The organism is Deltaproteobacteria bacterium, assembly GCA_021737785.1.
Taxonomy (GTDB): domain Bacteria; phylum Desulfobacterota; class DSM-4660; order Desulfatiglandales; family Desulfatiglandaceae; genus AUK324.
On record JAIPDI010000016.1, the window covers coordinates 15,451 to 28,586 of the forward strand.

The 13,136-nt window shown below is 49.8% G+C and carries 15 protein-coding genes; 10 read left to right on the forward strand and 5 right to left on the reverse strand.

The window, feature by feature from the left end:
* Positions 1-244: 244 nt before the first annotated feature.
* Both K9N21_09650 and K9N21_09655 read left to right on the forward strand, forming a co-directional pair.
* Positions 245-727 carry a chemotaxis protein CheX gene (locus K9N21_09650; GenBank protein ID MCF8144171.1) on the forward strand — a complete coding sequence of 161 codons (483 nt, stop codon included), beginning with the start codon at positions 245-247 and terminating at the stop codon, positions 725-727.
* A gap of 28 nt (positions 728-755) precedes the next feature.
* A complete protein-coding gene (locus K9N21_09655) occupies positions 756-1,496 on the forward strand; it encodes a response regulator (protein MCF8144172.1) in 741 nt (246 codons plus the stop codon).
* 138 nt (positions 1,497-1,634) lie between these two features.
* Here the strand turns inward: K9N21_09655 and K9N21_09660 are convergent, their stop codons facing one another.
* Positions 1,635-1,961 (reverse strand): hypothetical protein, encoded by a 327-nt coding sequence (locus K9N21_09660; GenBank protein MCF8144173.1) that lies wholly within the window; start codon positions 1,959-1,961, stop codon positions 1,635-1,637.
* 632 nt (positions 1,962-2,593) lie between these two features.
* Between K9N21_09660 and K9N21_09665 the strand changes: the two genes are divergently transcribed.
* Positions 2,594-3,055 (forward strand): hypothetical protein, encoded by a 462-nt coding sequence (locus tag K9N21_09665; GenBank protein MCF8144174.1) that lies wholly within the window; start codon positions 2,594-2,596, stop codon positions 3,053-3,055.
* A 50-nt stretch (positions 3,056-3,105) separates the two neighbouring features.
* Here the strand turns inward: K9N21_09665 and K9N21_09670 are convergent, their stop codons facing one another.
* Entirely contained in the window at positions 3,106-3,267 is a 162-nt protein-coding gene (locus K9N21_09670) for a hypothetical protein (GenBank protein MCF8144175.1), read from the reverse strand.
* 452 nt (positions 3,268-3,719) lie between these two features.
* Here K9N21_09670 and K9N21_09675 point away from each other — a divergent pair, with 452 nt between their 5' ends.
* Positions 3,720-4,688 carry an SH3 domain-containing protein gene (locus K9N21_09675; GenBank protein MCF8144176.1) on the forward strand — a complete coding sequence of 323 codons (969 nt, stop codon included), beginning with the start codon at positions 3,720-3,722 and terminating at the stop codon, positions 4,686-4,688.
* Positions 4,689-4,891: 203 nt separating this feature from the next.
* On the opposite strand, the gene K9N21_09680 is transcribed toward K9N21_09675, so the two are convergent.
* Positions 4,892-6,133 carry a tetratricopeptide repeat protein gene (locus K9N21_09680; protein MCF8144177.1) on the reverse strand — a complete coding sequence of 414 codons (1,242 nt, stop codon included), beginning with the start codon at positions 6,131-6,133 and terminating at the stop codon, positions 4,892-4,894.
* 429 nt (positions 6,134-6,562) lie between these two features.
* Between K9N21_09680 and K9N21_09685 the strand changes: the two genes are divergently transcribed.
* The 6 genes from K9N21_09685 (at position 6,563) to K9N21_09710 (ending at position 12,211) form a co-directional block, all read left to right on the forward strand.
* Positions 6,563-7,516: an HDOD domain-containing protein gene (locus K9N21_09685; GenBank protein MCF8144178.1), complete on the forward strand. Its 954-nt coding sequence runs from the start codon at positions 6,563-6,565 to the stop codon at positions 7,514-7,516.
* 30 nt (positions 7,517-7,546) lie between these two features.
* Complete coding sequence (locus tag K9N21_09690) at positions 7,547-8,476, forward strand: HD domain-containing protein (GenBank protein ID MCF8144179.1); 930 nt, start codon at positions 7,547-7,549, stop codon at positions 8,474-8,476.
* Between the two features lie 539 nt (positions 8,477-9,015).
* The gene (locus tag K9N21_09695; protein MCF8144180.1) at positions 9,016-10,179 is read left to right on the forward strand and encodes a hypothetical protein; all 1,164 of its coding nucleotides are present in this window, start codon (positions 9,016-9,018) and stop codon (positions 10,177-10,179) included.
* 1 nt (position 10,180) lies between these two features.
* Positions 10,181-10,444, forward strand: a complete 264-nt coding sequence (locus K9N21_09700; GenBank protein ID MCF8144181.1) for an EscU/YscU/HrcU family type III secretion system export apparatus switch protein — start codon at positions 10,181-10,183, stop codon at positions 10,442-10,444.
* A gap of 51 nt (positions 10,445-10,495) precedes the next feature.
* Positions 10,496-11,215 (forward strand): DnaJ domain-containing protein, encoded by a 720-nt coding sequence (locus K9N21_09705; GenBank protein ID MCF8144182.1) that lies wholly within the window; start codon positions 10,496-10,498, stop codon positions 11,213-11,215.
* A gap of 249 nt (positions 11,216-11,464) precedes the next feature.
* Positions 11,465-12,211, forward strand: a complete 747-nt coding sequence (locus K9N21_09710; protein ID MCF8144183.1) for a J domain-containing protein — start codon at positions 11,465-11,467, stop codon at positions 12,209-12,211.
* Positions 12,212-12,467: 256 nt separating this feature from the next.
* Here the strand turns inward: K9N21_09710 and K9N21_09715 are convergent, their stop codons facing one another.
* Positions 12,468-12,671: a hypothetical protein gene (locus K9N21_09715; protein MCF8144184.1), complete on the reverse strand. Its 204-nt coding sequence runs from the start codon at positions 12,669-12,671 to the stop codon at positions 12,468-12,470.
* Positions 12,672-12,720: 49 nt separating this feature from the next.
* Positions 12,721-13,062 (reverse strand): hypothetical protein, encoded by a 342-nt coding sequence (locus tag K9N21_09720; GenBank protein ID MCF8144185.1) that lies wholly within the window; start codon positions 13,060-13,062, stop codon positions 12,721-12,723.
* Positions 13,063-13,136 lie beyond the last annotated feature (74 nt).

A 13,136-nucleotide genomic window follows, 5' to 3' on the forward strand; every position in this document is an offset into this window, starting at 1 on the left:
ACGCCCGAGCTCGGGTTGACAACGGCTGATGGGATACACACGCTTGTCGTCTTCGGCCGGTACCCAGTCAGAATAGTCAGAACAGGCGGAAACTGTTCAAGCGAGGGTTCGGGTTTTGCCTCGGACAGCCGAATTCAGGTCCCAGGGGTAACCAGCACCCGGCAACGCGCAACCAGTGACAAGCAACCAGAGCCAAGCCTCAAGATGATGTTTATTTTCAACCGGGTAGGATAAGGGGGTGGATATGTCTGATATTGATACATTAGATCTCAAGACGTTTATTACGAACTCAGTGTATGGGGTATTTGATACCATGCTTTCCATGAGCATGGAGGTGTCTGAGAAGGATTTTCCCTTGAATGGAGAGGGGAGACGCATTGTGGGGTCCGTTGGGTTTGCGGGAAAAGTCATGGGAAACGTCAGCCTTCACGTGAATGAGGATTTTGCCCGCCTGATTACCGCTGCGATGCTGGGGATGGAGACGAATGAAATCGAAGGAGAAGAAGAGGTTTACGATGTGATCGGAGAATTGAGCAATATGATTGGAGGAGATTTGAAGTCGCGTTTTTGTGACGCTGATCTGGCATGTGATCTGTCGATTCCTTCTATCACAAGCGGCTCGGATTTTACGACCGAAACAAAGGGATGGACGCGAAACGAGAGTTTTGTATTCCAGTATGAAGAGAACCTGGCCCTGGTTGAGGTCTTTGTTAAAACAGACAACTAACAAATACTATAATGACTGGAGAGACGATATGGCGCTGAAGGTGTTGACGGTTGACGACAGCAAGACGATTCGGATGATCGTAAAAAAGGCATTCAAACCCTTTGAATGTAAGCTTTTTGAAGCGGAGAACGGCCACCAGGGTCTGGAGGTGGCCAGGAAGGAGCGGCCGGATTTGATTGTTCTCGATATTACCATGCCTGTCATGAACGGAACGGAGATGCTCGATAAGCTGAAAAAGGACCCCGATCTCAAGGATACCTATGTCATCATGTTGACGGCTGAATCAGGGAAGGAAAATGTTCTTGAAATAGTAAAGATGGGCGTAACCGACTATATGGTAAAGCCTTTTAAAGGAGAGCAGCTTATCGATCGGGTTACCAAAATTTTGACGCTGGAATCGAAAAAGGGAGTGGAGGCAGAAGATACTTCTGCCAGGTATTTTTCAATTGATGGAGATATCCAGATCCTTACACTTCCCCAGAAGGTGGACAGGCCGGTCAGTGTGGAAATTGAGGGACATTTCAAAAACAAGATTGAGGCGATGGTCGACTCCGGCATTCGGAAAATGATCTTGAATCTGCAGAAGGTGGTGGGAACAAATGTATCCCTGATCAAGCTTATCATAACAATCATTCAGAACTGCCAGAAGGCCGGCATTCGCGTCCGGGTGGTCGGAACTTCAGGATTGAGTGAAGAATTGAAGGAGTTTCAAGAGACCAGCGAAATCCCGATTGACCTTTCCATTGATGATGCAAAGGCGAAATTTTAGTGGTGTTGGATACTGGATGCTGGTTTCTGGTTGCTGGATGCTGGTTGCTCGTTGCGCGTCTCTGGTCGAAGATCCGTCCCCCCCGGGGAGGGATTGCTGCTTCTCAACTTCAGACACTTTAGGCACTTTTTCTGCTGTTCAATGAATGGTGATATCGTTACGGACTGCCCAGTTATTGCTGCCGAGGAGGATCATCTTGGACTGATAGCCATCCCACAGATACAGGACCAGATCTTTGGTGCTTTCTACCCAGAAGCCTTGGCACTGGACAGCGTTTTCCAAAGAGAGCTCCCGTCCCCCCGGAATATCGATCGACAGTTCCACCAGAGATGACATCTCTCCGACCGTCTTATCTATCTCTTTTCTTGCAATAGGGGCAAAGTCAATATCCTGAATTTCGATATTGTGTAGGGAATCCATTTCTACATCAAATAAGTCACGGATAAGTTCTTTCAGTCTGTGCATCTTTTCCTTCCTTATATATATTGTCATCCAACTTAGGATTTCCCCCCAATCGGAATAGTGCAAGTTTGGAATATGTGGATAAGCCGAATGAAGAGGACTGATTCCACCATTCCATCATTCCAGATCCATCTCCCTTAAAACCGATGCCAAAGGATCTATAATTGAAGTAATTTGTATTATTTATGGAATATTTAATTATTTTGTCCTCAACTATTTTGCCTCAAATCATCAGCGACTTTCAACCGCTGAACTCCTCAGGTATTTATATCGGTTGACTGAGGAGAAACTTAAATGGTTTGTATGGGGGTGTGGATATCAACCGGGTTTGTGATTGTTGTTTGATAATGCTTGATTGAGGATCGGCCCAAATCAAGATGATGCCTGCCAAACACCCCTGAAGAATGGCTGGATGGCGACGGGAAGGGGAAATATTTTCCCTGTTGCAGCCCTTATCTCAGATCTTGAGTCTTATGTATAAGGATGCATCTATTTGAAACCAAAGGGCTTTGTGGTTTATTCCCAGATGTAGCATGGTTCTTGCAACAAGATCCGGGAAGTAGGATTTAAGTTGAAGCATCAGGTCATTCCCGGTCCCGAGTGGTGCCGATAAGAACCCAAAGGAGGAAAATATAATGAAGGTTGAAACAATCAATGAAGTTCTCGATCCTGTCCGTAGTGCCGCGCTCCGGAAAGGCGAGCAAACGCAGAACAATCGATTTGGGGAGATATTGAAGGAAACGATGGAGACAGTATCCAGCCCAACATCAACAGGACAGGCCCCCTCGTTGGTGAAGCCGATTGGAGGGATATGTTTCGATCCCTCTTCGTTGTCAACCACAACTCCTGTACTGGAGCAGACCGAGCGGCTTCTGGATACGCTCGATGCCTACCGCCAGAAGTTGGGTGATCGAGAGGTCGGCCTGAGTGAGATGGATCCGTTGATCAATGAGATCAAAAAACAATATGAAGGCTTGACATCAAAGGCCGATGCCTTGCCTGACGGTGATCCGCTCAGAGAGATCCTGAACCAGACGCTCATCGTTTCGTCGCTTGAGGTCCTGAAATTCAGCAGGGGCGATTATAGCGCCACGTAATAACATGTTTCAGGATCTTCGCCCTGGGCCAGGAACAAGAGGGAGATGGATCAATGGGTGAACCGTGCGATCCACCTGAATAGGGATATTTCATAATATCGGCATAGTTGCGCTGAAAAATCCCTGCTCAGTCCGGCGTCCAGAAGGCGACAGTAGACATGAAGCGGGTTCAGCGTGTGCTGAAGTCCGAGTATGGGTCTTGACATCTTCATCTTAAACTCCTTTATATGACAATCGCTTATTCTTTGTTATCGACACAATTCAATAGAAACTTGACTTGTCTCACCCAACACATCAAATAATCCCCTCCCTTCTCAGTTTCGTTAACAACCAAGCCGCATACGTCCGGCGTCGGAACCAAAGAAGGGTTCACATGGAGATACCCCAGTGAAACAACAGCGGTAAAATCCTCCTTTACTACAACATGAGGTCGGTTGAGAGGCATCCATCAAGGGGCTAACGCATACGGACACAATCAAAAATCACCTCGAACAGAGCCACGGACAAAGGAATTTTTCTGATTTTTTTGAACCAGAATCCTAAGGAATAAGAGACAAATGGCATGGTAGTTGCTGTTATGGCAGGAATAGTGATTGAAGCACATCCCCAATGAATCAAAAGGGGCCGATGGTGAACTGATGAAAATCAAGATCGGGCGGAAAAAATGTTGAGAAGACGCGTTTGGCTGTTGAAATGGTTTGCATGTTTGGGCGCAGGGGTCATCGCTTGCTGGGCGGGCCGCTGTGAGGCCTATGACCCGTGGAACGGGGAAGTCACGGCGAGGGTGAATGTCAGAAAAGCACCAGGGGAAACAAACCCTGTCATAACGCAGATTGATCAGGGCGTTGAGGTGACTGTCAGTGATGAGAAGGAAGGGTGGTATAAGGTGGTTGTGGAGGAAGATACCTTCGGGTTTATTGGCTGGGTCTATGGAAAATACGTAAAGGATCCGACCGCCCTGTCCACGACGGCATCTCCTTCGCCGCAGCTCCAAAAAAAATCAGGGGGGTTACCTTCGACATCCACAACCCCGGTAGCGGCTCATGCGGCGCCTGCAGATGGAGCGTCAAAGGCCCCCCCGGGAAAAGGGGCGGGATCCGGGGGAGCAGTCGAGAAGAGCGGACCTGCGGATAGCAAGGTGTCTTCCGCTCCGGGACAGAACGAGGGCACTACTGAGTCCGTAGTTAAAAGGCCTGGAAACGTTTTCCACCATGCTCCTCAGGGGGAATCCGTAGAAAGGAAAAATACGGACCCGCCGGAAAGTGGAAAGGCTCTGATAGAGGAGCAGGCCCATTCTGATGAAGCGGCCCTCCGGGAGGCCTCGCAAGAAATTGAAAACGGCAACGTCTCAGCGGTTTCGTCTTTAAGCGCTGTATCCATGTCTCCTCGGACACATTTGGAGAATGCGGCATCTGCCCCTGTGAAGGAATTGAATGCGCCATCCGTAAAAAACACACCCGTTGTCGGCACCCCTGAAACAAAGGCAACGGGGGCGGACGATTCAAAAGAGGACCAGGTATGGAGGGCGGTGATAGGGGTCGTGGTGAAACTTGTGGTTGTGGCCTTTTCGTGCCTTGCCCTGTTATTTGCCCACGCGGCATGGCAGACCACAACCGCTCGCAACGAGGGGTAGAGGTCTGAAGTCAGGTGTCAGAGGTCGCAGATCAGAGTCACAAAAACAGCGTTTCAATCATCCCGTAACCCGCAACGCGCAAACTGAACCAAGAGCGGCTTCTCATGGCCTTCGATGAAGCGTTCTGCGGTTACCGGTACACGTCCTCCTGTTTCCAGGCCGTTATCCAATCGACAAGGATAAATCGTCGGTCATAAATCCTATCAGAATACCCCGGAAAAGCCTGTAAACTGGTCGGCATCCTTATCCATGGAGAGGCCCCACTTATCTTCGCCCCTGAATTTGAACTCGATGTGCGAAGGATCGATGGTGCCGTCAGCCGATTCGTTTTGCTGAATCGTGAAGTGAACGGTGGCTGACAGCGCGTCTGCATCATACAGGACATAGTCTGGAAAACTGGTGATCCCCACCTCGGTATCAGGTACGGAGAGCCCGAGATTATATGCAGTACCGGAGCCGTCCATCAATGACCTCTGGATCGTCCAATTGAAACGGTCTTCAACAGAAGCCCTGTCCATTTCCTTGTCAAAATTAAAGACCATCTTGAATGTCTTTTCAGCATTGGCATTTTCCAGATAGGAATCGAGGCCGGAGACCAGGGTTTTTCGCGGCCTCTGATAGGCGAAGGTGCTTTCGAGTGCAGAGGCAAATACCATTTTTGGCGGATCCACCTTGTAGATGTATCGTGAGAGCATATCAGCCAGATCGGGATCTTCATCTTCAAGGAATTCAAAGATTTTCTGGGCCTCATCCATGTTGCCCATATCAGCGTAGGCATACCCCTTCTCAGCGTAGGCATCGTAGAACTCGCGGTCCAATCTGATGGCCTGATCAAACATCTTAACGGCATTTTCATGCCGGCCCTGTTTGCTGTAGGCAAGCCCCATTCCGTAATATCCGGCCGGATCCTTGGGTTGGAGTCTTTGAACGTGCCGGAATTGGGTTTCAGCCTCACTGTAGCGATCCATGAAGAGATATGCCTGCCCCAGAGAGTACCTATTTTTTGCACTCGGGTCCAGGCTGACCGCTTGAGAGAATTCTTCAAGCGCCTCGCCGTGTTGTTTCTGGGAGAAATAGAGGTTACCGAGCTTAAGATGGGGGTCGGCTTGGCCTGGGTTTAACTGAATCCATTTTTTGTAGGCATCAATGGCCTTATCCGGCTCACCTTGTTTGAGATACGACATGGAAAGATAATTACAGGCGTCAGGGGCAAGATTGGATTGCGGCGCCAGATCGATTGCGCGCTGGAACGCCTTGGCCGCGGCCTTGTAGTCCTCTTTTCTATATAAATCCAGACCGGCGCTTAAGGCGTTATTGGATAGGCTTTCCAACGCCTGTTGTTGTTGATAGGCATAAACAAAGAGATTATCCGTGTTGACACTGTCCATCATAGCCTGTTTCTCTATCCGGTGGTTGCCTGTTGATCCGCTTTTCCGAGGAGTCATTTATCTCCACCCATCTTATCGGCAGGATCCTCCGATTCCTTTAGCATTATTGAGAGAAAACCGACATCTCGCGATGAATATGGCCTCGGGGCATCTTTCGCCGAAAAAAACAGAACAATGCATGGAGCGAGACGGCGCCTCTCGTAACACAGAATTTTCATGATCCGGATGGTATGAAACGTGCATGTTTCCAGTCTCACGGGATATCTTTCAGGCAGGGCTCCTGGCGAAGACGTGACCGCAATCGGTCAGGACGTCGCGGGCTGAGGAGCGTTTTGCGTTAAGGCATGAAAATGGTGCGTCCAACTCTCCAATTTCTACAAAATCTGCAGATTAGGTGACAGACACCGAGTCCAGTGGGCAGCTTAGAAACGGGATGATCCCAAATAGGCCTCAAAACTATAATCATCGGAGTTCTCAGGAAGCAATATGAAGGGACCCATTCAAAAGGAAATCATTGAAAGGCAGATTCAGGAACTCCCTCTGGTGGATGTGGCGGTTTTTGAAGTCATTTCCATGCTGGATGATCCTGACGCCAATTTTGAAAAGATCGCGGGAAATCTCTCCCCGGATGTGGCCACCCGGTTTCTTGAAATGGCCAATTCGGCCTATTACGGACGGGAAGTCCGGTCCATCGGATTTGCCGTAAGGGTATTGGGATTTGCCCAAATGAAAAAGATCCTCACTTCATCCATCCTGATGTCGCATTTTATAAAACACATCGACTTTGAAGGGTTTAATTTTGAAAAGTTTCAGCGGCAGGCCCGGTTTTGCGGGGCCGTCTCCCGGGTAATGGGAGAGATCCTGAGCTATGAGAGACCGGAAGACCTTTTTACCGTGGCCATACTTCAGAACATCGGAAAGCTGGTCCTGGCGATTTACTTTAAAGAGGAATTTCGCCAAATAATTGCCCTGAAGATTTCAGAAGGCATCCCGACCCGGGAGGCGGAGCGACGAATCGTGGGAACAACCCATGCCGAGATCGGCGCGCTCGTCTTGAAGCGATTTCACATCCCCGAGGATATCTGCGATGCCGTGATGTACCACGACACCTACGAACGCACGGTTCCGGAAGGCCCCAACTACCAGCTGGAATTTATCGCAAGGGAGGCGACCCGAATCGTCGGACGGTTCCAACTGCCTGAAGAGATGGAACCTCTGGAAATCGTGGAACGATTGCGGGGAACGGTCTCCGAAGGTCGGAAAAAATATCGCAAAATCATCGAGGAGAGTATGCAGGAAAAGGGATACCGGGAAACTTTTGTTGACTTACTGACCCAGGCATCCGATCTGGTCTGCAGGGACTTAAAGGTGTTTTTGAAGGAGAGGACGGGCGGAGAGGAAGCACCTGAAAACGGAAAATCTCAGGCTGTTGAAACTTAATCCTCGGAACCCGAAGAACAGGACGCGCTTGTGGACAGGACCAGGGCCGTAGAGATAACAACAAACGTCGAGAGATATAGAAATTACGATGTATATTATCAGGATCCCACCTCGGAAAGATTTGTACTCTATAAGCCGAGAGGAGTGGATGTTGATAAAATTCGTGTAAAAATGGGGATGGTGCCTAAACGCCTGTATGTTTCTTTAAACGACCAACTCGACTTCGTATCTTCCCGGCACCAGGAATATAATAAGCGGCTTAAGACGATTCTGAAAACGGAACCTCTTGAGTCAAAACAGCTTCTGACCAGGATACTGGATTTGGCTGTCAGCGTGCCGGTGGGCGAAGTGGTACCTCATATGAGGGCGACGGTGGACATCGTCCTGAGAGAATATCTGGCAGATGAAGCGGTTGTAAAGAGGATGGTGGAGGTGACCCTAAAGGATGCGTCGACCTCCGTACACTCGGTCAACGTGATGTTGCACTGTCTGGCCTGTTCACGACAGGCCGGCTACGGGTACGATGATTTGAAGTCATTCGGTCTGATGGGTCTGTTTCACGATATCGGAAAACTCGAAATTCCTGACAGCATTCTCAAGGCCCCCCGCAGACTGACTGCGGATGAGTTTGATCTCATCAAGACCCACCCCAAGCACGGGTACAATATGCTGGTGCAGACCAAAGTGGAGAAGCGGGTCAGGCTGGGCGCCCTGCAGCACCATGAAAGATGCGACGGTTCAGGTTATCCAAAGAAGCTGGAGGGGAAAGATCTGTTGGCGGAATCAAAGATTCTGGCGATCATTGATGTATATGAGGCGTTGACAAATTGGCGGCCATACAAGGATCCGGTCGGATCGTTGAATGCCCTGGGCATCATAAAAAAGGATGTGGTGAAGGGACGACTTGACGAGGAGATGTTCCAGGATTTTGCAATGGCTCTGGTGGGTATGAAATTGTGAATGGGTTTGAAATCAGACCCGACAGAACTCCCCCCTGACGGATTCGATAAAAGCATTTCAGCTAAGATCTTCCCACCTCCACGCGCTCTCCACCGGGTCCTCATCCCGCCCACGTTTATCATCCCGGACACCAAATCATGTCAAAAAAATGACATCCTCCATGAGGCGACTTCCGGTGGGAATATTGTGGATAAAGGCTTCAAAGTCCCACCAACCGGTCTGAGAATCGCGAAGGCATGTGGAACACTTTTTGCTAATATGGGAGTGAGGCGGACTCTTTTTTCACACCATGTCTTATCGGCCTTTTCGTGGTGTTACCTTCAATAGTGGGACTAAAGCGGATGCCCGCAACCAAAACGCCTGTGTGCTGTCCCGTCATTCCGGCATGCCCTTGGCCGGAATCCACTCCGCCGTGTTTCTGGATTCCGGCTAGAAACGTGCCGGAATGACGGAAGGCTAAGCTCGCAGTGGAAGGATGGCCATATTTTCTTGTTTTTTGTGACAGAAAACCGGGCGATAAGGGCCTAAGATACGGACAGATGAAGATCGCTTCACTTGTGAAGTCACTCATATTATCGGGGAATGAAAAATCACTCCCCGAGCAGGGAGAACTCAGGGTCGGGGACAGATTGGTCGGAAAGGTCCTTGAACTCAAGGGGGCCGGCAAGGCCTTCATGGACTTTGGGCGCTTCCGCGCCATGGCCGAGGTGAGGTTCCCTGTCAAACTGGGAGAGGAGATCCATGTAAAGGTCATGCATAAAGGAGCGTCGCTCAGGCTGGGGCTGTGCGGCCCTGGACCGGGAATTTCCGAACCCGCAAAGAAGAATTTTATCTTGGGGGAGTTTCCATCCCGTCACCTGCTGAAGGAATTTCAGTCGCAGATTCGCGATCTGCTTCCGACCGCTGGCCCTGAAAAGCCGGGACATTCGGAACTCGGCAATGCCGTAAGGGCCCTCATGTTTCATTTCGAGCCGATGGATATGGGGAAAGATGTGCCCCGGATTGCCGCCCAGCTCAAGAAGTTCATTGAGGACACAGGAATTTTTTATGAAAAAAAGCTTGAAAAGATCATTGAACCGTTCATTCAGGGGAAGAGCGAGATACCCGCACGAGAATCCAGCGAAATTTCCGGAATAAAGCACGTCATCAACAAGGACCTGAAGGCCAACCTGTTGGTTCTGAGGGAATTTCTCGACGGAAAAGACCCTGCCTTGAAGATCCTCGACATGAAAGACCCGGAAGGACTGCGCAAAACAGTGGGTAAGCTCCTGACGGAAATCACTGTGCAACAGCACGACACCGGAACCCGGTCCATGAGATCCGAAGCGGTTCAGGTGTATACCTATCTGCTTCCGATGAAAGAACTGGAGAAGGATGGAAAAATAAAGGTCTATTACTCCAAGAAAAAGAGGTCAACAGAGGGGGAAGGTTACAGGGTTTCCCTCCTGTTGGATATGGAGAAGATCGGTCGGATCAGGAGCGATTTGTTCTTGAACGGGAGGTCCCTGACCATAGAGTTTTCTGTGAGTGAATTCCCCATAAAGGAAATTGTGGATGGTCATGTTGATGGGTTGAAAACAATATTGGGGGATATTTTCAAAAGCGTCGCCGTCAATGTCGTTGTCTCCGAGAAGAAGATATCTGAATTTGAATTCGAAGACCTGCCTCCTGAGAGCACCGGTCTGATAGACCTGAAGGTTTAAAATGGATGATCCCAAAAAGGCCGTGGCCATAAAATACGACCGGGAAAAGGACCGCGCCCCCCGGGTCCTGGCAAAGGGAAGAAACGCCATTGCCGAAAAAATTATCGAGATGGCAAAAGACAACAATGTGCCTGTGTATCCTGACAAGGACCTGGCCCAGGTCTTGGAGACGCTGGATCTAAATTACGAAATTCCCCCTGAGCTGTATCGGGCGGTGGCCGAAGTCTTGGTGTTTATTTATAGCCTCAACGGAAAACTCAAATAAAGAGGCCGAGGTTGGGCGGTGGAGAGGATGGTCTAACCGAACGAAGATTCCATGAGGCAGGGGGGGCGAGGCCACAAAGAGCACGCAGAATCCCTGAACCATGAAACGTGTAGAACGCACAAAAGCGAAATTTCAAGAAGCGTAGTTTTACAAAATCTCCATGGCTCAGTGTTTCCGTGTGAGATCTTTCCGGTTCGGGGATCAAGAAACATCGTGATAAATATCCGCAACTCCTATAAGACCTTGGAAGTCAGCCATGGCGCCTCTATAGAGGAGGTCAAACAGGGATACAAAGACCTGGTTCGGGTCTGGCATCCCGACAGATTCACCCAAGACCCCAGACTGAGAAAAAAGGCAGAGGAAAAATTAAAGGAGATCAACAGGGCGTACGGGGACCTGATGACCTCTTTTTCCCACCGTACGCGGCCGGGGCCTCAGGCAGAGCTCCATTTGGACCCCCCACGGTGGCGCAGGTATTCCCGAAGAATCGGCGCGGGCGCCGCACGGATCAGCAGAGATGTGTATGAGCATGTATGTTTCAGGCTGAACCGGATTGAGTTGGGGCGGGTATATCAGGCCTTGTTCAATTCCGGAAACAGGGCCGGGTCTGCGGATTCTGAAAAGGCGTCGGTGGAAAATTCCTCTGAAAATAGAGGAGCGCATATGGATTCGACCGGTTTCCAGGAGGGGATGGATTTTTCTTCGGTCTTTGATCAAGTGGCGAAGGAGAGGCGGGCAGAATCAAAAAGGGTGAGGGAGTCACCCAGATGACGGAGACCTCTCTTCCTTCGGATCTGACGAGCCGTTGGGAAGGTTTTTATCCGGTCTGGGCTCCGGATTGCGAAGAGAACGGCACCCGTAGGTCCGCGATGCAGTTTTCAACCGGAAATCACCATATGGAGGTTTTCCTCTTGACAGAAACCCAATATATGGACTAATAATCTTGTCGGTTATATTCCTCCGTCGGTTCCATCTGATAGTTTTTTTAAAAGATAAAGATAAGATCAGGGGCTGAGACGTATGACAGCGTTAACAATGACAGAGGCAAGCAAGGCGTGTGGCGTTCTTTTTGGTCCTCATATCCAACCGTCGCTGGAATTTTTCCAATACCTTCAACCATCGGGTCTGAAGGCGGCCTATCGGAAAAGAGCCCTCGAAACCCATCCGGACAGGGCGGGCAGCATCGGAGAGGATTCCGCCAAAATGGCTGCACGATTTGTGGAGGCGACATCCGCTTACCATAGCCTCCTCCCCATTATTACGAGCAATGGGGCGATCTTTTTGGGTAACGAGGTGGATTCGAGCAAGACAAGGGCGGAGAAGAACGCCCAAGGAAATCGGCGCAAAAGGCCTTCGGATCATTTTTTCACCGGAAATGCACCCAGTCGAAACCTATTGATCGGTCAGTTTCTCTATTACACCGGCGTCATATCGTGGCAGACGCTCATAGACGCCATTGTATGGCAGAGAAAACAGCGTCCCACGATCGGACAGATTGCACTGAGTTGGCAGAAACTTTCTGAACGGCAAATCCGGATGATCCTCATGAAAAGGCGATCCGGTGAGAAATTCGGGGAGAGTGCAATCCGTGCAGGATATTTAACCCGTTTTGAGGTGATGGCCCTTTTGGGGCGTCAGCGCCGGCTCCAGCGTCGCATCGGAGAATATTTGGTGAGGCAAAACCTTCTTCGGGATCAGGAACTGGAACAGATGGTGAATCGGCAACGCATCCATAACGGGCGTATTGCCGGCCGCGGCCGATTGTAAGGGCTGGCGATCCATACCTATGGAAACATGCTTTGTTTGCGTCACTGCTATTCTGGTGAGACCTTTCATTCTCAATCTGCACACCCTAACCCAAGGCGGCCGGGTACTATTCACATCCCCTCTTTCCGCTTATATTTCCGTGGTCGGGCAGATTTCGAGGACCCTGCCTTTATATAACCTTTCCGGAATCCTACAAGTCGCTGCAATCATCCCCGGCGTTCTTGGGGCCTGGAATGATGATACCCGTTGCAATTGACTAAAGTCTTTGAACGATTTCAGTAAGGTGAGGCTCCGCCATCAGCTTTTTCGCGAACTTTATATATTTGCTCGCAATCGCTTTCACAGCCAGCTGCAGTGCGTATAATCTGACAGGTTTTAGAAGAAGATACGTGATGTCTGATGCCACACAGATGTCCACCGGATCATTATCCACAATAATCAAATCCAGACCCTGGGACATGGTTCTCCCCTTTTCAATGACGCGGATGCCTCAATTTTAACGTAGCGGGTCAGGCCACGGCAAAAGATGAAACAAGTTCATTAAAAGAGCAAAAATAACGACCAAATAAAAAATCGTCCGGAACCCTACTTGATCGGACCGCCAGCCAGGCGCCAAAACGCATATGATCTGAAATGGTTAAGCGTTTAAAGGGGCAGCAATTCTCTTTTTGCTTTTTGCAGCGATACGATCCGTTTGTGGTGAAGCCTTCAGGCCCTGAAAAATCGCCTGACGGCGACACTACGAACGGGATATGTGACATCATCAATCGCAAAATGAGAATTGCTGTTGCAGGGGTGGATTCCTTGACATGATTTTTGGGGTGATGATATGCTCCCCCTCGACCGAGCATTTTTTGCAGGACCGGCTATTGGGCGGTCTGCGACCTATTCAAAGGATATGCGGAAGAGACAACCGAAGAGACGC